This window comes from Acinetobacter sp. 802_lipA, assembly GCF_058242885.1.
The window spans coordinates 126,966-148,801 of the sequence record NZ_JBZAYP010000001.1 but is presented as its reverse complement, the minus strand read 5'-3'; the positions used below and the strand labels follow the sequence as shown (position 1 = coordinate 148,801).

22 protein-coding genes and 1 pseudogene are annotated in these 21,836 nt (G+C 39.6%); 10 read left to right on the top strand and 13 right to left on the bottom strand.

Going from position 1 to position 21,836, the window contains the following annotated elements; all coding sequences use genetic code 11:
• The first annotated feature begins 7 nt into the window (after positions 1-7).
• Positions 8-670 carry an SOS response-associated peptidase family protein gene (locus AC4CU3_RS00735; protein WP_335998243.1) on the top strand — a complete coding sequence of 221 codons (663 nt, stop codon included), beginning with the start codon at positions 8-10 and terminating at the stop codon, positions 668-670.
• A 5-nt stretch (positions 671-675) separates the two neighbouring features.
• Here the strand turns inward: AC4CU3_RS00735 and AC4CU3_RS00730 are convergent, their stop codons facing one another.
• Together AC4CU3_RS00730 and AC4CU3_RS00725 are read right to left on the bottom strand one after the other, a co-directional pair.
• Entirely contained in the window at positions 676-1,140 is a 465-nt protein-coding gene (locus AC4CU3_RS00730) for a MarR family winged helix-turn-helix transcriptional regulator (RefSeq protein ID WP_004696885.1), read from the bottom strand.
• A gap of 152 nt (positions 1,141-1,292) precedes the next feature.
• A complete protein-coding gene (locus AC4CU3_RS00725) occupies positions 1,293-1,610 on the bottom strand; it encodes a hypothetical protein (RefSeq protein ID WP_332477361.1) in 318 nt (105 codons plus the stop codon).
• A 539-nt stretch (positions 1,611-2,149) separates the two neighbouring features.
• On the opposite strand from AC4CU3_RS00725, the gene AC4CU3_RS00720 reads away from it, so the two are divergent.
• Together AC4CU3_RS00720 and AC4CU3_RS00715 are read left to right on the top strand one after the other, a co-directional pair.
• Positions 2,150-3,676: a TerC family protein gene (locus tag AC4CU3_RS00720; RefSeq protein WP_279744060.1), complete on the top strand. Its 1,527-nt coding sequence runs from the start codon at positions 2,150-2,152 to the stop codon at positions 3,674-3,676.
• Positions 3,677-4,046: 370 nt separating this feature from the next.
• A complete protein-coding gene (locus AC4CU3_RS00715; protein WP_490737912.1) occupies positions 4,047-4,649 on the top strand; it encodes a hypothetical protein in 603 nt (200 codons plus the stop codon).
• 24 nt (positions 4,650-4,673) lie between these two features.
• On the opposite strand, the gene thiM is transcribed toward AC4CU3_RS00715, so the two are convergent.
• From thiM to AC4CU3_RS00700, 3 genes are all read right to left on the bottom strand, one after another.
• A complete protein-coding gene (gene thiM / locus AC4CU3_RS00710; RefSeq protein WP_490737911.1) occupies positions 4,674-5,549 on the bottom strand; it encodes a hydroxyethylthiazole kinase in 876 nt (291 codons plus the stop codon).
• An 11-nt stretch (positions 5,550-5,560) separates the two neighbouring features.
• Positions 5,561-6,721: a hypothetical protein gene (locus tag AC4CU3_RS00705; protein WP_078425033.1), complete on the bottom strand. Its 1,161-nt coding sequence runs from the start codon at positions 6,719-6,721 to the stop codon at positions 5,561-5,563.
• Positions 6,722-6,906: 185 nt separating this feature from the next.
• The gene (locus tag AC4CU3_RS00700) at positions 6,907-7,164 is read right to left on the bottom strand and encodes a hypothetical protein (RefSeq protein WP_078425034.1); all 258 of its coding nucleotides are present in this window, start codon (positions 7,162-7,164) and stop codon (positions 6,907-6,909) included.
• A 424-nt stretch (positions 7,165-7,588) separates the two neighbouring features.
• Here AC4CU3_RS00700 and pepN point away from each other — a divergent pair, with 424 nt between their 5' ends.
• Together pepN and AC4CU3_RS00690 are read left to right on the top strand one after the other, a co-directional pair.
• Entirely contained in the window at positions 7,589-10,198 is a 2,610-nt protein-coding gene (gene pepN, locus AC4CU3_RS00695; RefSeq protein ID WP_078425035.1) for an aminopeptidase N, read from the top strand.
• A 247-nt stretch (positions 10,199-10,445) separates the two neighbouring features.
• Positions 10,446-10,661 (top strand): hypothetical protein, encoded by a 216-nt coding sequence (locus AC4CU3_RS00690; protein WP_004696898.1) that lies wholly within the window; start codon positions 10,446-10,448, stop codon positions 10,659-10,661.
• Between the two features lie 67 nt (positions 10,662-10,728).
• Here AC4CU3_RS00690 and AC4CU3_RS00685 read toward each other — a convergent pair whose 3' ends face one another.
• Entirely contained in the window at positions 10,729-11,172 is a 444-nt protein-coding gene (locus AC4CU3_RS00685) for a universal stress protein (RefSeq protein WP_078425036.1), read from the bottom strand.
• A gap of 85 nt (positions 11,173-11,257) precedes the next feature.
• Complete coding sequence (locus tag AC4CU3_RS00680) at positions 11,258-11,701, bottom strand: universal stress protein (RefSeq protein WP_004696902.1); 444 nt, start codon at positions 11,699-11,701, stop codon at positions 11,258-11,260.
• Positions 11,702-12,003: 302 nt separating this feature from the next.
• Here AC4CU3_RS00680 and AC4CU3_RS00675 point away from each other — a divergent pair, with 302 nt between their 5' ends.
• The 3 genes from AC4CU3_RS00675 (at position 12,004) to AC4CU3_RS00665 (ending at position 14,007) form a co-directional block, all read left to right on the top strand.
• Positions 12,004-13,017, top strand: a complete 1,014-nt coding sequence (locus tag AC4CU3_RS00675; RefSeq protein WP_490737910.1) for an alpha/beta hydrolase — start codon at positions 12,004-12,006, stop codon at positions 13,015-13,017.
• An 82-nt stretch (positions 13,018-13,099) separates the two neighbouring features.
• Positions 13,100-13,444 carry a DMT family transporter gene (locus AC4CU3_RS00670; protein ID WP_490737909.1) on the top strand — a complete coding sequence of 115 codons (345 nt, stop codon included), beginning with the start codon at positions 13,100-13,102 and terminating at the stop codon, positions 13,442-13,444.
• Between the two features lie 5 nt (positions 13,445-13,449).
• Positions 13,450-14,007 carry a TetR/AcrR family transcriptional regulator gene (locus tag AC4CU3_RS00665; RefSeq protein ID WP_490737908.1) on the top strand — a complete coding sequence of 186 codons (558 nt, stop codon included), beginning with the start codon at positions 13,450-13,452 and terminating at the stop codon, positions 14,005-14,007.
• Positions 14,008-14,040: 33 nt separating this feature from the next.
• On the opposite strand, the gene AC4CU3_RS00660 is transcribed toward AC4CU3_RS00665, so the two are convergent.
• The 5 genes from AC4CU3_RS00660 to aceR all read right to left on the bottom strand — a co-directional run bounded on the left by AC4CU3_RS00660 (position 14,041) and on the right by aceR (position 19,139).
• Positions 14,041-15,003: an IS30 family transposase gene (locus tag AC4CU3_RS00660; protein ID WP_005401265.1), complete on the bottom strand. Its 963-nt coding sequence runs from the start codon at positions 15,001-15,003 to the stop codon at positions 14,041-14,043.
• Positions 15,004-15,150: 147 nt separating this feature from the next.
• A complete protein-coding gene (locus AC4CU3_RS00655; RefSeq protein ID WP_336000878.1) occupies positions 15,151-16,326 on the bottom strand; it encodes a benzoate/H(+) symporter BenE family transporter in 1,176 nt (391 codons plus the stop codon).
• 125 nt (positions 16,327-16,451) lie between these two features.
• Positions 16,452-17,102, bottom strand: coding sequence for a leucine efflux protein LeuE (gene leuE, locus AC4CU3_RS00650; protein WP_004696909.1), 651 nt, complete (start codon positions 17,100-17,102; stop codon positions 16,452-16,454).
• A 70-nt stretch (positions 17,103-17,172) separates the two neighbouring features.
• Complete coding sequence (gene tal / locus AC4CU3_RS00645) at positions 17,173-18,159, bottom strand: transaldolase (RefSeq protein ID WP_279678203.1); 987 nt, start codon at positions 18,157-18,159, stop codon at positions 17,173-17,175.
• A 92-nt stretch (positions 18,160-18,251) separates the two neighbouring features.
• Positions 18,252-19,139, bottom strand: coding sequence for an HTH-type transcriptional regulator AceR (gene aceR, locus AC4CU3_RS00640; protein WP_325086943.1), 888 nt, complete (start codon positions 19,137-19,139; stop codon positions 18,252-18,254).
• A gap of 99 nt (positions 19,140-19,238) precedes the next feature.
• Here aceR and aceI point away from each other — a divergent pair, with 99 nt between their 5' ends.
• Positions 19,239-19,664: a chlorhexidine efflux PACE transporter AceI gene (aceI, locus tag AC4CU3_RS00635; protein WP_004696918.1), complete on the top strand. Its 426-nt coding sequence runs from the start codon at positions 19,239-19,241 to the stop codon at positions 19,662-19,664.
• A 23-nt stretch (positions 19,665-19,687) separates the two neighbouring features.
• On the opposite strand, the gene AC4CU3_RS00630 is transcribed toward aceI, so the two are convergent.
• Positions 19,688-20,510 (bottom strand): IS5 family transposase gene (locus tag AC4CU3_RS00630; protein ID WP_087554504.1). Its coding sequence is split into 2 segments (ribosomal slippage): positions 19,688-20,128 and positions 20,130-20,510, totalling 822 coding nucleotides; the frame shifts between segments, so codons are not numbered across the junction.
• A gap of 257 nt (positions 20,511-20,767) precedes the next feature.
• On the opposite strand from AC4CU3_RS00630, the pseudogene AC4CU3_RS00625 reads away from it, so the two are divergent.
• Positions 20,768-21,777, top strand: a pseudogene (locus AC4CU3_RS00625) (OmpW/AlkL family protein).
• Positions 21,778-21,836 lie beyond the last annotated feature (59 nt).

Genomic DNA, 21,836 nt, shown 5'->3' with positions numbered 1-21,836 from the left:
AAAATCCATGTGCGCTAATTTTAAACCTCTAACCCTTGCTCAAGTACAACAGTTTGGTCTACCTGAAATTCCGTTTGATTATGTCGAAGAAGTCTATCCTGGTTATGAGCTGCCTTTATTGTTCAAATCAAATATAGGTCTTGAGTGGCGTAAGGTACATTTTGGTTTAATACCGAAATGGGCAGAAGATAAGAGTATTGCAAGCAAAACTTATAATGCTCGAAGTGAGACACTTCTGCAAAAGGCCAGTTTTATTGAAGCGACTTCAAAATATCAGTTTGGGGTGATTCCCGTTTTTGAATTTTATGAGTCCAAATATATAGAGCAAAAGCCGCAGAGATGGGGTGTTAGACGACAGGATGGGCAAGTGATATTTGTTGCTGCACTTTATGAAATCTGTCGTATAGCAGGCGAGGTAGTACGTTCAGCCACCATGCTTACAATGGATGCCATAGACCATCCAATGATGCGGGAGTTTCATGAGCCGGGTGATGTGAAGCGCTCAGTGATCGTGATTCCACATAAACGCTTAGAGGAGTGGCTCAGCTGGAAATCACCGAATATTCAATCCTTTGTACAAGGCTTTCCTGTTGAAGAGTTTGAATGTTCACATGTGCCGAAAATAAAAGTCGAAAAAGAGAGTCCCCAACTCAACTTTTTCGACTTTTAAACGGTTTAGCGAGCTAAATTTTTAAACACGTGTTTTAAGCTTTCCATCATTTTTTCAATTTGCAAAGGTGTTAAGCCTTCAAATGATTGCTCAAGTACAACACTGGTGAGATCATTGATCTTATTCGTCATTTCAACACCTTTTTCGGTGAGAAGGACGCGGGTGATACGAGCATCGTCTTCACAAGAATAAGTTTCAACCAATCCTTCATCCTTTAAGCGATAAACAATTTTGGTGGTTGTCGACATTTTAGAGACCACCATGTCAGATAAATCAGAAACACTGGCATGTGGCTTTGAATCTAGAGCCAGTAAAATACGACGACGTGAGTTATCTAAACCATACTTTTTTAAAGCGTGATCGACATTGAGTACATACTGTGCATGTACTTGAGTTACCCAGTAAAATGGAAAACTTTCTAAAGAAAAATCTTCAGAACCTGGTAGGAACTTGCTGTACTTTTTGGTCATGTGACGGATTCCCCGTGAATCGTATTTTTATTTTATAGATCATTTGAACACATTTTATGTGAACACTCATACACTTATCAATACAAAATTACTGGATTTATCCTCATAAAGGAAATCTGTTAAGGGTAACCTTTGCCAGTAATCAAGAAAAGTTAAGCGTGGCTGTTTAGAAGAGACAGGGTATAGCCGTCTTTATCTTGATGGAAGCTCACAATACTTTGTGCAAATTGTACAACTTCATCTTCGACTTCAGCATTCTGGTGAGAATCCAAAGAGAGTTTAGCCATGGGAACACCGTCCTGTAGAACGATAGGCAAGTGCATGTCAAACTTTTGGTTATTATGCGAAACCACAACTTTAACTTGATGCTGATCAAATGAGGAGTCCAAATGCAGATATGCGCCTTCATAGCTAGTATTGGCAAGCATTTTTGACGTCTTATTGAAGGTCAATGCTTTTTCATTGTTCATAGCGATGAATCCTGTCTTCGATTACTTTGATCGGATTGTCAATCCGTGCATCCTTGGTTTGGGTAATTGACCACTTTTACAACAATGCTGGCCGTGTTTCATTTTAGTGAAAAAAATGGATTTGTGAACTAGTGTTTTTAACAAAAAGTGTCATTTATTAAAATCATAATTGTAGTGAATTGATATTTTTTAACTATTATTAAAATAAATAATTAAATAAAAACAATAATTTGGGTTTTATTTAAGATGTGTTTTATTAGAAAAACTAAAAAATGACCGCCGAGTCTAATCTTTATGGAATGCGACAATTGGCATTAAGTGACAAAATTTCGAACAGAGATTTCGATATTTTTATGTATTTTTTGCATAATAAGTGGTCGAATATTAAAATTTTGTTAAAAACCATAAAAAAATTATTACAAGCCACACATCTCAGGCATAATTATTTCATCTTTAGTTGAACAGGTCACAAATATGGATCCGTCGCCGTGCAGGTCTATGCTTTTAAAACAGAAACATAATTCTGGAGTAATAAAATAATGGAATTTTTATTAGATCCGGGAATATGGGTAAGTTTACTTACGCTTATTATATTAGAAATAGTTTTAGGTATTGATAACCTAGTCTTTATTGCCATTTTGGCCGAAAAACTTCCTCCTGAGCAACGTGATAAAGCGCGTGTCATTGGTCTGTCGCTTGCACTTTTAATGCGTCTGGGCTTGCTGTTTATCATCACTTGGTTAGTTACATTGACTCGACCGCTGATTACTGTATTGGATTGGACATTCTCTGGGCGAGATTTGATTCTTTTATTTGGTGGCTTATTCCTAGTGTATAAAGCCGTTACCGAATTGCATGAAAAAATTGAAGGTAAGCCAGAAGTTAAGCTGACCACCAATGTGGTCTACGCAGGTTTCACCGCAGTTGTGGCACAGATTGTGATCCTTGATGCGGTGTTCTCACTAGATTCGGTGATTACCGCGATTGGTATGGTCGACAACATTAATGTGATGATGGTGGCTATGGTCGTTGCAATGGTGGTCATGCTGTTGGCGTCGAAACCATTAATGACTTTTGTAAACCGTCATCCGACTGTGGTCATCTTGTGTTTAAGCTTCTTACTGTTGATTGGTATCAGCCTGATTGCGGAAGGTTTTGGCTTCCACATTCCTAAAGGTTATATCTATTCGGGTATTGGTGTTGCCATTGCAATTGAAGCCTTTAACCAATTTGGTGAGCGCAATGCGGCAAAACATGAAGCGAAAATTCCTCTGCGTCATCGTACTGCGGATTCTATTTTAAAACTCATGGGTGGCAAGCTCCAAGCTGAAGACCCTGATCAGCTTCAAGCGCAAGAAACTTTTGCGGATGAAGAACGTTATATGATTGGTGGTGTACTGACATTGGCTGAACGGTCAGTCGCGTCGATCATGACACCACGTAGTCAAATTTCATGGGTCAATCTTGATGATTCACCTGAGAAAATTCGTGAACAGGTACTGTCTGTACCGCACAGTTTATTTCCAGTGTGCCGCGGTGGCTTGGATAAAGTGATCAGTATTGCGCGCGCCAAAGAATTGCTCGATGTCTTAGATGATGAAGAGCAATTGAAAGACCTGATCAAACGTCATCGTCCAATTTACATTTTTGAAAAAATGAAAGTCATTGATGCGATAAATACGCTAAGAACGTCTAAAGGTTCATTGGTCTTGGTGAGCGATGAGTTTGGTAATGTGCAGGGCCTTGTTTCACCGCTTGACGTATTTGAAGCGATTGCTGGTGAATTCCCCGATGCCGATGAGCAACTTGATTTGGTGAAGGTTGATGATCAGACGTGGAAGGCGACAGGCATGCTGGATTTATATCAGCTTGAACTAGAACTTGGCATGATCGATTTGGTTGAAGAAGATGCGGGCTATATTAGTGTTGCCGGTTTAATCCTAGATAAAACTCATGGTGATGTACACGTTGGAACTCAACTGGACTACCGTGGTGTTCACTTTGAAGTGCTTGAGTTGGATTCAAATCGAATTAAGACAGTCAATATCACCTATCGTACTGCTTAATCATTGCAAAACTAGATTGTGAGAAAAATGTCAGCCTCGTGCTGGCATTTTTCTGCTTATAAAATAAGCGCTATGCACCTAAATAAAAAGCAGTTATTCTATGCTCGCAATTGGGCTGTCGTATTTGGTCCTTGAAATTACCTGTTTGGTGAAGACAGTTTTTTCTATCCCTGTGGTCATCAAAGCATTGCATTTAGACTATAGCAGTAAAACAAATGATTAAAATAAGAATGGAAACACTTCATGCAACTTTTGGAAAAGGTCATTGATTTAAAAAGCTTTCAGTAGAAAAAAACAAATTCTATTTGAAGAGCTTGAAACTTTTGATCGACAAATTTTCCCAAATGCAATCCCAGCAGAACTGCATCAATTGTTGTATAACCCTGATGTAGTGGCATTACCAATTATTCGTTTTTATCATCGCGGAAAAATAGTTGGGCAAAATATTATTGCCATCTTGAAGCTTAAGACAGCGCATCAACCCTTATATATTCTTAGCTCGCGTGCCGCTTTTTTACCTGACTACCGAAATCAAAACAGAACACTTTCATCTGCAATTCGAGTGACCTTAGGTTATCGTTTAAAATATCCTACGCGTCAGTTATGGTTTGTTTCGAGTTTGATGCAGCCAAAAGTATATCGGCTGTTTGCTTCACGTTCAAAACGCTTTTATCCGCGTGCAGAAGTGCCAATGCCTGAGGATTACTTACAGGTACTTGATCTAATGCAAGACCGTCATGCGAATGTGCAACAGCGCAGTGATGATGTGTTTGTGCATCCATGTGTACTTCCACAGACCACGCCTGAACAATTGATTCGACTTCGAAATCGAGCCAGTCGTCATATCAACTTTTATATGCAACATACGCCTGATTATTTTATTGGTATGGGCTTGATGTGTATCTGTAAATTAGATGTGTTGACTCTGCTAGAAGCGGCGATGAACGTGTTTTTAGGGCGAGAAGTTGCTTAAGCAGAAACTCTCGCCATACTTTATTTAGGCTGAGGTACGGATAAGCTGTATATCCGCATATTCATAAATGGTTTCAGCTTTCATTTGATGAATGTGATCCATAAACGCTACATTAAAACTTCCTGTGCTTTGGCTTCGGGTATAAGCAAGTTGCCCAGCAATGGCAAAGTGGACATGGGCAGACAGCGCTGCAATGACAGGATTAGTGACTGCGCTATAGGCTGCGATCAATGCACCAAGGGCGCAACCCGTAGCAGTAACTTTAGGTTGTAAATGCGAACCACCATTGACTTGGATCACAGCATCAAGTTGTTTTGAGAGAATATAGTCAGACTCACCAGAAATAGCAATGACTTCAGCCTGCGCTAAAAGTGTTTTTGCTTGATGGTAAACATCGGCACTGCTTGCCGTACTGTCAACGCCTTTGGTTTCGATCTGGTTCCCTGCAAGTGTGCTGATTTCCGATGCATTGCCACGAATAGCGGTAGGTTGAAAAGCTAAAAGCTGATCTACCATTTCAGAGCGCCATTTTAAAAATGGTCCATATCCCACAGGGTCTAATACCCACGGAATGTTTTGCTGCTGCGCGGTTTGTGCCGAGATTTGCATGGCTTGCATTTGTTCAGAGGTTGGCGTACCTAGGTTAATACTGAGCGCTGCACTAATACGGGTGAAACTTTCCGCTTCAAAGGGATTATCAATCATGGCAGGTGAGGCGCCCGCAGCCAATAAAATGTTGGCTGCATAATTGGCAGCAACACTGTTGGTGATACATTGCACCAAAGGTTGTTGCGTTTGCAGGGCAGTCCAAGCTTCAGCAACATATGCCACCAAGACATCGGTTTGGTCTTGAATCGATTGTTTTGTGTTAAGCAAGGACAGGTCTAAAAGCTGGGTCATAGTGGATGCCCTTATTTGGTGAAATAGTGGTCTTGATGCTTACATTTGCGACAAAATAAAGTCACATATTGGTCGGCATCATAATCTACGGTGAGCTCATTTGAACCGCAGTACATACAGCGTTTTTGTGAGTAGAAACTCAAACGTGGTTCAATTTTTTGCCATGAACGAGAGACAGGCTGGAAGAAAATGGCTTCGTCATAGCCTAAAAAGCGGAAAAATAAGACTTCGCTCATTTTGCTGAATGGTAGGTTATGCGGTCGAGGCAGCGTTGAAGTTTCCCATTTTTCAGCCACACTGCGTTCACGGTATTGTTGTAAAGTTTTTTTCAACAAGTTGGTGTTAATAAAGTTTTCATTTCTGGGTTGTAAGGCTTTCCGTTGATATAAATACTCCAATGCAGTTTGGATTAAATAATAAATTTGTCCGACTGCGAGTACATCGAGTAAACGATAACAAAACACTTGGAAACTGTTATTTCCCGCAATTTGAATGCCCCAAGTACGGCAGTAAAACTGCATAAATTGGATAATTTCCTGATAGAGCAATTGGTACAAGGCATTTTTGACTTCATCCGCGGTCTTAAAAGGCACACCAAGGCTAAGATTTTCATAAAACCAATAACGTAATTGCTGCGTAACACTAAATAGGCTAGGTTCAGAATAGCCGTCCAAACGTACATTAATATAATACTGATGGGCTTCACTGGCAAAATCTTTGGCAACGAGGATTTGTTCTTTTACCAATTGTTTGACGAGACTATTTTGAAACAGATAATTGGGGGTGATGCTAAAATATTTGATCTGTTCCCAATCAATAAATTCTTGATGTTGTGTATGTTCTTGTGCGTAGTCATCTAATAGAGCCAATAAAAATAATTTATGCATAAAACTGAGCTGGCCCAGCTCAAACTCATAAATGTCTTTTTGATTTTTAGTTTTGCGCTGTTCTTGCTGACGAGTTTCTTTCAATATTTTTTTGCGCTGGGCTAAACAACTGTCGCAGTGGCAATTTAGATTGGAATTGCTAAAAACACGATGTTGGCAGTGGCTACATTCATGAAAGTTAATTTCTTTGTCGTATTGTTCAGCATCCACCCAAAACATGGCCGCCTGACAAAGTGGACAAGGCGTGCTCTCATCAAGTTGTTTGTGCAAAATTTGAAGCGACATAAGATGAATTTGAAACTCAGGATTTTCTCAAATTATACACGCTAAAATTTCAGAAAGGCGTTGTAAATTGCAGTGTAATTGAATAAGCAGAAGTGCTTTGTAAACGCTAGACGGGTGAAGCAACGCAGTGGCGAATATAGGGTAAAAAAATACGGCATGCACCGTATTTTTTGGACTAGTAGAATTTAAACGGGGCAAGGTAGAGAGTCATCTTCCATACCTAGTTTTTTAGCTTCAATCATGGCTTGAACTTTTTTGCTCGGCAACTTTTTACTCCCTAGTGTGTCGTAGTGATTTAGAATGCTGCTGACATCGTGTGCTTGTAATGGCAACCCTTCACAGCTCATGAACAGGGCAATGACTTTATGATCAATTTTTGCAGCATGCATTGCTTGCAGCATTTTTATATTTTCGACGCGGACGATATGGTCTTTTAAGTACATCTCACACCTCTATTTGTTTTGCTTAAGTTTTATCATGCGTTATGCATATTTAGATACAAGCAAAAACTGTGCACAAAATGTAGCCGATTTGAAAATTAAGTTAGATATTTGAAAAGAGCTGGCTTTATATTTTATTGATGTCTTTAAGTTTCTCAGCGTTTGAATGGTAGAGAGCTAATGGCACTGTTTAAGTGTAAAGGCTGGTGCAAATATTGCTAGACAAGCACGGCACGATGTGAGGAGTTGTTTGTTTATTATTCACTTGGTGCAGTCATATGCGCGGGATAAGAACAATAGAATTGAAAAGCCTGTTCAACGTGCCCATATAAATATCATTCAACATACACAGACAGTACGGCAAACTTGTCGTATGATCAAAACATACACAATATAAAGCTGTAGACCAATAGCATTAGGACATGACATGAATATTGCGGCAAATCCAATTATTGAAGCAGATCAAACCGTCTATTTAAAAGACTACCAAAAACCATCTTTTTTAGTAGATAGCATTCACCTCGATATTCAGGTCTATGATGAGCATAGCCAAGTTGATGCTGTGCTGGAGCTGACGCGCCAAACTGAGGGTGATTTGGTTTTACTCGGTCGTGATTTAGAGTTGAAAAGTGTAGTCCTGAATGGTCAGCAACTTAGCCAAGAGCAATATGCGCTTGATGCAGAGCAGTTGGTGATTCGTAATGCACCAAATCAGATCAAACTTGAGACATCGGTGATCATTCATCCTGAGTCAAATACACAACTGGAAGGCTTATACCAAGCCGCATCAGATTTGTTTGTTACCCAAAATGAGCCTGAAGGATTCCGTAAAATTACCTTTTACCCAGACCGTCCTGATGTCCTTTCAGTTTTCACCACACGTGTAGAAGCCGATAAAAAATATCCAGTGCTCCTTGCCAATGGTAACTTGATTGAAGCGGGCGAGGCAGGCGAAGGTCGTCACTATACCATTTGGCAAGATCCAACCAAAAAACCAGCGTATTTGTTTGCTTGTGTGATTGGTGATTTGGCTGTTTTAAAAGACTGTTATGTGACCTCGGAAGGCCGTGATGTAGCTTTAGAAATTTATGCCGAAGAAAAAGATATTCCGAAATGTCATATTGCAATGGAAGCCTTAAAGCATTCAATGCGTTGGGATGAAGAACACTATGGTCGTCCCTATGATTTAGACAACTATATGATTGTGGCTACCAGTGCTTTCAACATGGGGGCGATGGAAAATAAAGGTCTAAACATCTTTAATACGTCATGTGTTTTGGCGGATGAAGAATACACGACAGATGCCGCGATCATGCGTGTACAGTCGGTCATTGCTCATGAATACTTCCATAACTGGACAGGTAACCGCATTACTTGCCGTGATTGGTTCCAATTGTGTTTAAAAGAAGGCTTAACGGTTTTCCGTGATCAATCTTTCTCAGAAGATTTACAGTCTGCTGCGGTTCAACGTATTGACGACGTTGCGGTACTCAAAGCACATCAGTTCCCAGAAGATTCAGGCCCATTGTCTCATCCGCCGCGTCCAGACCACTTTGTGGAAATCAATAACTTCTATACTGCAACGGTCTATGAAAAAGGTGCGGAAATTAACCGCATGATGGCAACCTTATTAGGCAAAGAAAAATTCCGTAAAGGAACTGATGAATACTTTGAACGCCATGATGGTCAAGCTGTGACCGTTGAAGACTGGGTAGCTGCTTTAACCGCAGGTTCAGGCGTAGATTTATCCAACTTCTTAACATGGTATAACCAACCGGGTACACCAAAATTGGAAGCTGAGGGGCATTATGATGCTGCTGCACAAACTTATACCTTAAACTTTAAGCAAAGTTTAAAAGCACATCCTAAGTATCCGAACCTAAAAGCTGTTCCAATTCCTGTCGCTTTAGCACTGTTCGATGCTGCAACAGGTGAGCAATTGGTTTTAAACTCAGACAGTTTATTTGAAAATGCAGTCAAAGACGGTGTATATCTTTTTGACCAAGACCAAGCCAGCATTGTGTTTAGCGGTTTAAGCACGAAACCTGTCGTGTCATTACTGCGTAATTTTTCTGCGCCCGTCAACTTAGAATTTAACTATACCGATGAAGAGTTGGCGTTCCTGATTCAATACGAAACAAATGGTTTTAACCAATGGCAAGCAACGCAAACACTGCTTGAGCGTATTTTACTCAATGGTCATGATGCGCATATTTATATTCAAGCCATTAAAAACACGCTGCCAGATCTTGTTGAACAAGATCCACTCTTGGCATCACGTTTATTTGATGTACCAAGCGAAGGTTATTTGGGTAGCCGCATTGACACCGACTACGAACCAGCGAAGATTCAAGAACAGCGTAATGCTTTAATTGACAAACTGGCACGTGAGTTAGGTGAGTTCTGTAAAGACACTTATTTGGCTTTAGACCCAGATTTGCAAAAAGAGTTCTCACAAGCCATGGGAGTCCGTGCGCTAAAAAACATCATGCTCAGCATGATGGCACGTCAAGGTGATGAAACCGCTTTTGAACTGGCATATCAGCAATATGAAGCCACAGGCAATATGTCTGAACGTTTAGGCGCATTACGTGTCTTGGTGTGGAACGATGCACCGCAAGCAGAAGCTGCTTTACATGATTTTTATCAACGTTTTAAAGATGAGGCTTTGTCACTAGATCAGTGGTTCACACTTCAAGCGGCACATCCTTGTGCTACGACGGAAACCATTCAATACCTCACTTCTCATGTCGATTATGATTTGGGCGTGCCGAACCGTATTCGTTCTGTGAGTGGTGGCTTAAATGCAAACCCAGTGAACACATGGAGTTTTGGTGTGGATCATTTCATTGGACTGGCAAAATATTTAGATGAGAAAAACCCAATTGTTGGCTCTCGTTTACTTCAGGTTTTGTCACGTTGGTACACATTGGCAGAGCCACAGCGTAGCGAAGTGAAAGCAAAGCTTGAGGGGTTAAAACCACAAGTGAAATCTAAAAATGTCAGTGAGACTTTGAGTGGTATGTTAAGTATTTAACTGATCTATGCATAAAAAAAGCCAGTCAGTAGACTGGCTTTTTTTATGCAAACTGAAGAATTACGGCATGAAGAGCTCACATTGGTATTTTTCTAAATAATGAACATTTATGTGAATAGTGTGAAATGAATCGCATTTTATGGGTATAATGTTATGGCATAACAGATGATTAGCTCAATATTCTGTATTTTTTTCGGCTTCTGTATACAGGCTATTGGGCAGACAAACATGTAGAGTGTAAACAGATATGTTAGTTAAAATTGAAGATGGGTTTTATTTAAATACCGTTCATATTATTGCTATTCGTATTGCGAAAAGTGCTGAATTGGGAACATTTCAAGTCAATGTTGAGTATAGCCCGCATAACCATCAGGCTTCGGGGTTATTTCAAAAAACTTTTATGCAACAGTCGGCAGCAGAGCATTATTTGCAAAATTTGCATCAGCAGATTAGTAAAAGCTAATGAAGTGAACGAGTTCTGCTAAACAAAAAAAGACTGCTTCGGCAGTCTTTTTTGTTTAAAACAATACTTAAACTTTTACGATCAGCACAGGTATCGGAGACTGTGTGAGAACATTTTGCGCCACACTACCTAACATCATCTTTTTAAAGCCTGTACGGCCATGTGAGCCCATCAAAATCAGGTCTGCACCGACTTCATCGGCCACATGAATAATACCTTCAGAAGGAGAGATGCCGCGGATCACTTTGATATCCACCTCAATTTCATCACGGTCAAATGAGAGCTTTACTTCGGCTAAACGATCTTGAGCGACTTTTTCAGCATGTAGGAAATAGTCAGTGATGGCTGGTGCAACTTTATAGAAGTCGACTCCGACAAATGGATCGACTGCAATCACGCTCATGAGTGTCACACGACTCTTTAAATCTTTGGCCAACTCAAGTGCTTGTTCAACAGCAGCATAAGACATCGGGGATTCATCGACGGCAACCAAAATGTGTTTGTAGCTCATTATTTTCTCCTTAAGGGTACGTCTTTTTGCGGATCATTTTGCAGTACATGCGAAATCAGCTCACATAAAGACGCGTTATGGTTGATTAAGCTTTAACAATGAGAACTGGGAGCTCAGTAGACTTGAGAACATCTTGAGCAAAGCTGCCTAATAGGAATTTTTGAAAGCCTTTACGGCCATGTGAACCCATCACAATCAAGTCATTTTTTAGTGAAGCAGCCGCTTCGACCACAGCATCTTCAGAGACTTCACCTTTGATGATTTTAGACTGAGCTGTCACACCTTGTTCTTGTGCAATTTGAACTGCATCCTGAAGGGCTTTCTCAGCATTGTTATAGGCTTGTATGAAATAGTCTTTCATGATTGGAGAAGTATAGTAAAAATCAGCATCTTTGAGAGGGTCTTCAGCAACTAAGCTAATCAATGTGAGTTGACTGCCAAAAACTTTGGCAATTTCAGCCGCTTGTTTAACCGCAGAAAAAGAAATTTGTGAACCGTCAACAGGGACTAAAATATGTTGGTAAGCCATCAGAGGGACTCCTTTTTGTATAAGATTTAGTTCTTAATTTATTGATAACACACTGCCATTAAATGTTCAATTTTGATCGGGCTAAAAATTGAAAATTCATGAAATTTAAAGAAAATAATTCAAAAAAAAGCCGATTTACGTGTCCAAAATCTTGAGTGAAAAACTCAAGTTTCAGATTTAAAGCAATATTCTTTAAAAGGTGCTTCTAGTGTTTAAATGAGGCTGAAATGAGACCTGTTTAATCATGCGATGTGATAGAGATTGTATTAGAATCATTTGAAAAAAGGGTGGGGCCGAACAGTATGATTTTTCAATCAATAATAAAAGTACTTATTACTGCTTTCATGATTGTGCTATTGAGTGCGTGTCAAAGTGTAGAAAAGAATACCAAACTGATTGCGGGAACATTCAATACAGCAACCACTATTCAAATGAAAATGCTAGATCGCTTTGCGCCTCCCGATGTCATCGTACATAATAATATTCCATATCAAGCTAGCCCTGAGCTGAATGTTGATATCTATCAACCCCAAAATATTGAACAATTAAACACAGTGCCCACGGTGGTTTGGATTCATGGCGGCGGGTGGGTTTCGGGGTCAAAAGAGCATGCGCGAGGTTATTTCAAACTTCTAGCTAATCAAGGCTTTAACGTGGTCTCGGTAGAGTATCAGTTTGCACCTGAGGCTATTTATCCCACTCAGTTACAGCAAGTCGATCATGCACTGAATTTCTTACAATTGAATGCTGCTCAGTATCATATTAACCCGAACCAACTGTATTTAGCAGGAGACTCTGCTGGAGCCAATATTGCCAGTCATTATGCTGCACTTTTGACGAATCCCGCATTTGCTCAAGCATCCAATTTTAAGCCGAGCATTCAGCCGAAACAGCTTAAAGGGCTAATTTTGCATTGTGGTATTTATGACTTATATCGCTTTGTGAACACCGCTCCTGAGGAACTCAGGCTCATTGAATGGGGCGTTTATAACTTGGTTCAAGCGTATACAGGAGAGCGTAAAGAGGATGCAGCTTTTTTAAAGTCAATTTCAACCAGTGAGCATATTACGCCACAGTATCCACCTGTCTTTATCAGTGGGGGAAATAAAGACTTTTTAACCAAGAGCCAGTCTTTACCTTTCGTCGAGGTGTTGAAGCAGCATCAGGTTGCAGTCACGGAGGCTTTTTATCCAGACTCTAAGGAGTTTTTGGTGCATGAATATCAGTTCATGATGAGCAAACAAGCGAGTCAGATCACCTTTGATCGAACCATTGATTTTATAAAGCAAACCCCAAGGCCGACTGAAACAAAATAAAAAAGTATGCAGAAAGCCTTGTTTAGTTTTTGCTATTTTAAAAACATACCGACCGTTCGGTATGTTTATTATTGAGTTCCTGATGAATCCTATATTAATGGCTTATGCTTTGCTGGCGATGGCAATTATTTCTGAAGTAATTGGTTCGACTTTTTTGGTAAAGTCGGAAGGTTTTACCAAGCTATTGCCTTCACTGGCGGTGGTGGTTTTATTTTCGTTGGCATTTTATTTATTGTCTCAAGTGATTAAAGTGATTCCATTGGGTATCGCTTATGCGATTTGGGCGGGTGTTGGTATTGTTTTAACCGCTCTGATTGGTTACTTTGTTTTCCGACAAAGTCTAGGTTTCGCAGCAATGATCGGTATTGCACTGATTGTTTCTGGTGTAGTTGTGATTAACTTATTTTCAAATTCAACAGGGCATTAAGTTCGATGCAACAAGCAAGTCCACGTAAAAAGGCACCAGAACAGGTTCGCCAAAGTATCCTACAACATGCGATCTGTTTGGCTGCTGAAAAAGGCGTGATTGGGGTCTCCATACAAGCAGTGGCTGATTTGGTTGGTGTGAGTAAGGGTTGTGTTTTTCATCATTTTCCAAACAAACAAAAGCTACTTGAAGCGATGGTTGTGGAACAGCTTGAACAATTAGATCGTGTTATTGATGAGTTGATTAGCCAAGACCGTGATTGTTATGGTTGCTTTACCCGAGCCTATATCGAGATTACTTTGGAAAAGCAGGTGCTAGGCTTGGAGCATTCTTGGTCAGCTATTTCGATGATTATGCTGACGGATCGGACCTTTAATGAGTATTGGATTGAGTGGCTAGAAAAACGTTTAGCGCGACATCAGGATACAGACAATGATTTGGAGCTTAAAATTTTGCGCTATGCTGCAGATGGCATTTGGCTCACAGCATTTACCGAGGTGGAAAATTTGTCTGAGACCATGCAACTTAAGCAAGAATTGATTCAACGAAGTTATCAGCATTAATTTTTCAAGTTAGCAATATTTAAAAAGGCGGATTCAAGCGGCAAGTGCAACAGTATAAAAACCAGCCATAACTTCACTCGGTGTATGCCAACCTAGTGTTTTTCTAGGACGATGGTTGAGTGCAAATTCTATCTGCTCTATTTGTTCGTTTGACACGTCATCAAACGATGACGATTTTGGCAGATATTGCCGGATTAAACCATTCGTATTTTCATTTCTAGCTCGCTGAATAGACTTGTAAGGATCAGCAAAATACGTATCTATGCCAGCATCAGTAATTCTTTTGTGTTCGGAAAATTCCTTGCCATTATCAAATGTCACACTATAAGCATGGCTCATCTGTAAACGATCTAATGCACAAGTAATCGTTTGAGAGGATGCTCTCGTTGACCCTAAATGAACAATATGTACGTACAGGCTCTTTCGATCAACGAGAGTTAATAAAGCACCTTTATGATGTTTACCAATCACCGTGTCACCTTCGAAATCTCCTAAACGTTGTCGTTGATCAATGACCTGGTCTCGGCAATGAATACTTGTTTTATCAATGATTTGACCCCTACGATCCGTGTTTTTGTAACCTCGTTTTCGATATTTCTTCTGATGCCTTAAGTGTAGATGGAGTTTACCGCCTTTTGATTTATCTTGATAAATGTACTGGTAAATCCACTCATGTGAAGGTACATCCAGCCAACAGCGTTGTGTTAAAGCACCTGAAATTTGTTCTGGTGACCAGTCCAAGCCAATCAAATAATCAATATAAGCGAAGGCAAACGCTGTCATGGGTGATGAAGGACGGTACCGTCTTTGACTTGCAAATTTAGCTGCCTGTTGAGCTCTATATCCACGTTGTCCAGTATTTCTTTTTAATTCACGGTAGATGGTTGATCGTGAACGCCCTAACTCCCGAGCAAGGGTAGCGATTGAACTTTTACTTTTCAAAGTAGCATAAATTTCGTATCTTTCATCTTGAGAAAGTTGGGTGTATTTCTTCATTGTGTGCTTTCCAATTGCGAGTTGAAAAAGTCCAATGATTCTACGAATACACCTAACTTTTTCAACTAACTACAAATGTGTCGCACTTGGGATTTGAATCTGCGAAATAAAAAAGCACCCATCGATGGATGCTTTTTATATGAAGGCTTAAACTTTTTTGGCCCTTAACTTAAATATAAGCATAACTGCAAAACCAAAGAGTAGTCCCCAAAAGGCAGAACCAATGCCAAAGAACTGTACCCCAGATGCGCTGAATAAGAACGTCATGAGGGCAGCTTCACGGTCTGATACCGCTTCAAATGCAATCGCGATGTTATGACTAATCGTGCCAAACAAAGCAATACCAGCCAAGGCTGTAATAAAAATCGCAGGGAAAGACAGCAAAAGACTGGTCAGGGTGGCTGCGAATAGTCCCATTAAGATGTAGAAGAAACCGCAGCTCATGCCCGCAATATAACGTTTTGATGGATCAGGGTGAACTTGTTCATCTAAACTGACGGCTGCACTAATTGCTGCGGTATTGACACTATAACAGCCAAAAGGTGCGAGTAAGGCTTGAGCGGTACCCGTCCAACCAATCAGTTGATTGACATGTGGGTTATAGCCATAGCTTTTAATCATGGCAATACCCGGTAAGTATTGCGATGCCATATTGATCACAAACAAAGGCAGCGCTAAACCTAAAAGAGCGGACATGCTGAACTCAGGTGCCATCCAAACAGGTTGCGCTAGGCTCCATGTGATTTGAGCAGTATGGAAGTCTAAGAACAACGGACAGAGTAATAAGCCTGCAATGACTGTAATGACAATGCAATAACGTGGGGTAAGTCGCTTAGAAACAATATAAGCCGCCAGCATGGATAAAATAAAACCCCAATGGTCTTGCATACTGGCGAACAATGAAATACCAAACTTCAATAACACACCTGCCAGCATGGCACTGGTTAGGCTTTGCGGGATATACGTCAGTACTTTTTCAAAGATACCGAAAAAGCCCAAAATGGCAGTAACTAAACCACAGACCAAAAATGCGCCAATTGCTTCATGTAAACTATAACCACTGCCTGTCGCAATAATTAAGGCCAGTGCCGCTGTAGACCATGAGGTCGATACAGGATATTTAAGTTTCCAAGATAAAAGCAGGCCACTCAAACCAATACCCAGACCTAAAGCCCAAAACCATGAGTTGATTTGCGCGGTATTTGCATCTAAGACTTGTGCGGATTGAATGACCAAGACTGAAGACACACTAATGCCAATGAGGAAGGTAATAAAACCTGCGAATACAGCTGGAACTGAGAAATCTTGAAATAATTTTTGCATGAAGATCAAAACATAATCTGAATGAGTGAAAATTACTATTGTTCGAGGATCATACGCTGGTTCTTGAAAAATAAAACAGCACACTATGGATTTTTTATCGAAAATAATGAGATTATTCACGAAAATTACAGTGTAGAAAGTGCCAGTTTTAAGCCGAAGCCACAAAACAGCAGACCGACGGTCGCCACCGCAACGGCTGCAACTTTAAACTGACGATTGAAATAGCTCGCCAGCTTAATACCTGAAAAAATCAGGATACTAAGATAGGCCATACTGATGATTTGTAGAATAATGGAAAGTAAGGCAAAGCTCAGTGCTGGGTAAGCATAATTTGGGTCGACAAACTGAACAAAAAAAGACAGATAAAACAAAATAGCTTTTGGGTTTAAAAGGCTAATGGTCAGCGCTGAACGAAAAGGATGTAAGGTTTGCAACGTACTCTGATCTGTACTTGCTGCAAGCTGTTGTGGGCTAGAGTTCCAGGTTTTGACTCCTGCAATCAAGAGCTTTATACCTAAATATGACAGATAAAGTGCGCCTACAATTTTTAATAAAATAAACAGCCAAGGAAAAGCATGTAAAAGAGATGCTGCACCCAGCACGGTACATAGAATGAGGATCAAATCGCCTGTGAAAACACCTAATGCACCCCAGTAACCTGTCTTAATACCAAATCGTGAGGCAATGGACATCACATAAAGAGAATTTGGGCCTGGCAAAATCACAATTAGAATTGTACCGATGATATAAGTACCGATGTCGATAATACCAAACACAACGTATTCTCAATAAAAAAGCCGATGTTGCATGATAACAAAATCGGCTTTTAAAAGTAGAAAAATCAAGTTAAGCTGAAATTTCTTCATCTAAACCAAAAGACTGACGTAACAGTGTGTTCAGCTGTTGACGGGCTTTAATAAATCCATCAATCCCCCCTTGTAGCAGTTGTGTTGCCATGAGATCATGTTCAATTTGATCTCTAAATTCAGTTTCACTAAGCGAGTTAAGTGGCGCAGCCGTTGAAGCAATATCACTTGCAGACAGTTGTGCTTTGACTTCACGCGTGTCTTGTTCAAGTGCAGCCAATAAATTAGGTGCAACAGTCAGCAGGTCACAGCCAGCTAGTCCCAACACTTGGTCAATACTACGGAAGCTTGCGCCCATAATTTCTGTTTTAACCCCATGTGCTTTATAGAACTGGTAAATTTGCTTCACAGAAAGTACGCCAGGGTCTTTTTCAACGGGATAACTGTCCACGCCTTCGGCCTTTTTGTACCAATCTAAAATACGCCCAACAAAAGGTGAAATTAAAGTGACATTCGCTTCCGCACAAGCATGTGCTTGATGCACACCAAACAAAAGCGTTAAGTTGGTACGAATGCCTTCAGCTTCTAGCACTTTCGCTGCTTGAATACCTGCCCATGTCGAAGCGATTTTAATTAAAATACGATCTTGATCTACGCCGTAGTTTTTATATAGCGCCAGCAGCTCTTTGGCTTTTTCGATGGTGGCATTGGTATCATAAGACAGCGCTGCATCTACTTCTGTGGAAACACGACCCTCAATCAATTTGAGAATTTCAACACCAAATTTGACGGTAAGAATGTCGATTGTGCGTTCAATAAGTAAGTCATCTTCAAAGCCTTCAGCTTTGGCTTGAGCGAAAGCATCTTCAATCAACTCTTTATTTTCAGGTTGACTTGCAGCTGCTGTAATTAGAGATGGATTGGTGGTTGCATCGAGCGGGCGAAATTGGTTAATCGCCGCTAAATCGCTACTGTCGGCAACAATGGTGGTTAAGCTTTTTAATTGGTTTAATGCTGTTTGTGTCATTGATCGTTAGTTCTTAAAGTTATTACCCGTAAAATATTTATAACACAAACTGCTTTTAACCCAAGTAGATTCGGACGTTTTAACAGCAGTTATTATACTTTTTTACGCTGATTTCGGATGTATTGGATTAAAAAACGCGCAGCCGCGCCCAATTCACTTTCACGACTCCAGACCAAGTCCACAAAATATTCAAACTTCGGTGTGAAATCTAGCAGATCTAATATTTTGAGCTGCTTTTTGAGCTGCGGATTTTCATTCAACATTTCTAAGGGTAAAACACCCCAACCAAAGTTTTGCATGATTAAGGCGCAAGCTGAGTGATGGTTGTCTGTCCGCCAATACTGTTTGGAATATAGCAATTCTGGCTTAATGCTTTTATCGCGACTGGCAACCACGATTTGACGGCTATGTTGAATTTGTTCAAAGCTGACTTGTGGAAATTGCGCCAGAATAAAATCTTTATTGGCGACGGGAACTAAAGTTTCGAGTTTTAATTCTACAAACTGTTCGCTGCTTTCCAGTTGCTCACGTTCAAACATCAGCGCCAGTTGTGCTGTGCCGTTGAGTAACATTTTCTGCGCATCTTCTTGAGGTGCAGAAAAAATATTGATTTGTAGACTGGGAAATTCGGCTTCTAATATTGCGATGTAGTCGATCCATTGCATATGTAGAAGCTCAGATACCACTACAATGTTGAGCGAGGACTCCAAACCGTGGCTTAGGGCATAGGCATGCTGTTTCCATTGATTCATTTCGGTCAACAGTTGCTCGGTCTTTTCATACAAGGTCAGGGCTTGCGCAGTTGCTGTGGGCTCACGTCCTTCACGTAAAAAGAGTTGTAAATTTAAGTCTATTTCCAAGTTAGCAATTGACATACTCACGGCCGATGGTACTTTCCCTAACTTGCGTGCAGCAGCTGAAAATGAGCCTGACTCAATCACAGTTTTAAAAATAATCAGTTGCTCTTGATTGATATTCATAATTTTCCATCTTTCAGTTTTATTGAAAGAACCTAACTCGATTAATCAATATTATAAAAATAAAATAGCCAACATCCAATCATGAAAGAGTAATTAAAAATGTTGATTTCCAAAAGAAGGATTATTCATGCGCTCAGCTATGAAATCATCCTATTGGTGATCATTGCTGTTGCCTTAAGTTTCATATTCCATATGCCTTTAGAAGTCACCGGTGTACTCGGTATTGCCATGGCTGTCACTTCGGTCATATGGAATATGGTGTTTAACCATTTTTTTGAAAAGTTTGAAGCGAAAAGAAAGCTAAAAAGAACCATCGGCGTGCGTGTTCTTCACGCGATTGGTTTTGAAGGTGGTTTGATGCTTGCAACCATCCCAATGGTGGCATATGCAATGCAAATGAGTATTTGGCAAGCTATCGTGCTCGACTTTAGTTTAACCATGTGTATTTTGGTTTATACCTTTATTTTCCAGTGGTGTTATGACTGCCTAGAAGAACAGTTAGGCTACAAACCAAAATATCATTAATAATAGATCTCTTGCGAAAGTCATTATTGCAAGTTTATCCGGTTTACGAGTGCAGCAATTAAGTTAATGCGTAAACCGAATCTTTTCCGTCTATTTCGATAGCGTTCACTTAATATTCTAAATGTTTTCAATTGACTATTAATGTGTTCGATCACAACTCGTATTTTTCCAATCATTTTATTGTACCTTTTCTCAACATCAAATAAGGGTAAATTCTTCTTTTTCTTTATTGGCATCAATAATTTAAAGCCATCTTGCTCTAATCCGTAGTACCCTAAATCGGTCATAACATATTCACAATGTTTGAATTTCTTAACCGTTTTTCTTGCCAATTTAATATCATGCTGACTGCCATTCGATATATCTAGCCCTATGATTTGTTTGCTGTTCGGATGATAGATCACTTGTGCTTTTAGCGTATGTTTCTTCTTTTTACCACTGTAGAACTTACTCTGATTTTTTTTTCGGACGTTCTATTGAACATTCTGTCGCATCAATAATGACCCAGTTAAAGTGTTCGTCTGCTGTGGTAATGCTTCGTTTTGGCAGAGTAAAACGTCTTGATTTCATCAATGCATCTTCAACCTTTTTAATGGTTCGATTCACATTACTTTCAGCGATATGGTAATTTGCCGCTAATTCCAGTTGAGTGCTGTAGTTCCGTAAGTAATTGAGAGTTAATAACAACTGATCCTCTATATCTAAAGTATGAGGACGACCTGATTTCTTTTTGAGTGATTCTGCTTTTTCTAAAACCTCTACCATTTCAGTAAAAACTTGTCGAGGTACGCCAACCAAGCGTTTGAATTCAGAATCTGAAAAACGATTTAATTTCTGATATCTCATGAAATTTATATTGAGGTGGTTTTTACTTTCGCAAGAGATCTAATTAATTAAAAAATCCATTAATTAGTCATAAAGGCCTTATCTGATAAAGTAAGGCCTTTATTGATATTAAATACTTTATATTTTAACAAAAGATGAAAATTGATCACAATTTGATCATACAAATAACTCCATTTATTACATAACTTCTAAATATAAAAACAAAGAAGTGTTTTTATAAAACTTAATAAAAAATATATCGTACAAGGAGTTAGACGATGAAAATAGGCGCTTTAGTTGTATCTATAGCTTTACTGAGTGTTACACAGTCAGGCTTTTCAGCTACAGGTGGAAGTTTTAAACGGTTTTCTGTTTCTGCGGGGTGGTTACATGCTATGCCTCAAGGAAAGACCAATCCATTTAATATTTCGACTCCAATTGCAAATGGTAGGAATGCAAATATTGGATCGGTCTCATTGAATGCTGTTGTTAATTCAATTGATCCTTCGGATGTAAATGCAGATGCTATGAAAAGTATTCTTAATATGCTTGGAGATATGTATAAAGAAAATCCGAACGAACCTGAATTGAGCCAGTTCTTTGAGTTAAAAAATGTGAATGGCACAGATGAGGTCTATTTAAAAGATGCTTTGTCAGGTAGTGCAGACTTATACGGTTTAGAGCAATGGACAGCTGGGGGGAGCGGCCTTGAAGTTCAAGATGCAGATACGCTCGGTTTAATGATGAATTATTATGTAAATGATAATGTTTCATTACAGCTGATTGGAGGAATATCGCCAAAAGTCGATATTAAAGGAAAAGGAGAAATATTAGCGCCTATGTCAGGTATAGGCCATACAGGTATAGGTCTTGATTTGCCTTTAGCACAAGTAGCACAAGATATTCCAATTACAAATTTAGGAAGTAAGTCTAAAGTTGCGACAGTCCGTGCTTGGACTCCTGCATTTGAAGCACAATATCAGTTTGGTAAGTCTGGGATAAATAAATTCCGCCCATATGTTGGCTTAGGCATCATGTATGCACATTTTGGTAGCATTATGTAAAAGTAAAATCTGAAGATGCCTTTGCTCCAATCGTAAGTCTTGGCGCAACATATGACATAACTTCTAATTGGTACGGCGTGGCATCTGTTTCATATTCAAAATTAAATAATAAAACTACGATCGATGTTATAGATAGGAATACAGGAAATCGTTTAATTCATTCTTCTACTAAAATCGATATCGATCCTTTAATTACTTACCTTGGCGTAGGTTATCGTTTTTAATCTAATCAGCGAAAAAGCATTTAGGAATGCTTTTTCTAACCATAATTTTTATTTCATCT

Excerpts from the sequence above, each read along its gene's own strand:
- AC4CU3_RS00735 (WP_335998243.1), top strand. The coding sequence starts at position 8 with ATGTGCGCTAATTTTAAACCTCTAACCCTTGCTCAAGTACAACAGTTT.
- AC4CU3_RS00730 (WP_004696885.1), bottom strand. The coding sequence starts at position 1,140 with ATGACCAAAAAGTACAGCAAGTTCCTACCAGGTTCTGAAGATTTTTCT.
- AC4CU3_RS00725 (WP_332477361.1), bottom strand. The coding sequence starts at position 1,610 with ATGAACAATGAAAAAGCATTGACCTTCAATAAGACGTCAAAAATGCTT.
- AC4CU3_RS00720 (WP_279744060.1), top strand. The coding sequence starts at position 2,150 with ATGGAATTTTTATTAGATCCGGGAATATGGGTAAGTTTACTTACGCTT.
- thiM (WP_490737911.1), bottom strand. The coding sequence starts at position 5,549 with ATGACCCAGCTTTTAGACCTGTCCTTGCTTAACACAAAACAATCGATT.
- AC4CU3_RS00705 (WP_078425033.1), bottom strand. The coding sequence starts at position 6,721 with ATGTCGCTTCAAATTTTGCACAAACAACTTGATGAGAGCACGCCTTGT.
- AC4CU3_RS00700 (WP_078425034.1), bottom strand. The coding sequence starts at position 7,164 with ATGTACTTAAAAGACCATATCGTCCGCGTCGAAAATATAAAAATGCTG.
- pepN (WP_078425035.1), top strand. The coding sequence starts at position 7,589 with ATGAATATTGCGGCAAATCCAATTATTGAAGCAGATCAAACCGTCTAT.
- AC4CU3_RS00690 (WP_004696898.1), top strand. The coding sequence starts at position 10,446 with ATGTTAGTTAAAATTGAAGATGGGTTTTATTTAAATACCGTTCATATT.
- AC4CU3_RS00685 (WP_078425036.1), bottom strand. The coding sequence starts at position 11,172 with ATGAGCTACAAACACATTTTGGTTGCCGTCGATGAATCCCCGATGTCT.
- AC4CU3_RS00680 (WP_004696902.1), bottom strand. The coding sequence starts at position 11,701 with ATGGCTTACCAACATATTTTAGTCCCTGTTGACGGTTCACAAATTTCT.
- AC4CU3_RS00675 (WP_490737910.1), top strand. The coding sequence starts at position 12,004 with ATGATTTTTCAATCAATAATAAAAGTACTTATTACTGCTTTCATGATT.
- AC4CU3_RS00670 (WP_490737909.1), top strand. The coding sequence starts at position 13,100 with ATGAATCCTATATTAATGGCTTATGCTTTGCTGGCGATGGCAATTATT.
- AC4CU3_RS00665 (WP_490737908.1), top strand. The coding sequence starts at position 13,450 with ATGCAACAAGCAAGTCCACGTAAAAAGGCACCAGAACAGGTTCGCCAA.
- AC4CU3_RS00660 (WP_005401265.1), bottom strand. The coding sequence starts at position 15,003 with ATGAAGAAATACACCCAACTTTCTCAAGATGAAAGATACGAAATTTAT.
- AC4CU3_RS00655 (WP_336000878.1), bottom strand. The coding sequence starts at position 16,326 with ATGCAAAAATTATTTCAAGATTTCTCAGTTCCAGCTGTATTCGCAGGT.
- tal (WP_279678203.1), bottom strand. The coding sequence starts at position 18,159 with ATGACACAAACAGCATTAAACCAATTAAAAAGCTTAACCACCATTGTT.
- aceR (WP_325086943.1), bottom strand. The coding sequence starts at position 19,139 with ATGAATATCAATCAAGAGCAACTGATTATTTTTAAAACTGTGATTGAG.
- aceI (WP_004696918.1), top strand. The coding sequence starts at position 19,239 with ATGTTGATTTCCAAAAGAAGGATTATTCATGCGCTCAGCTATGAAATC.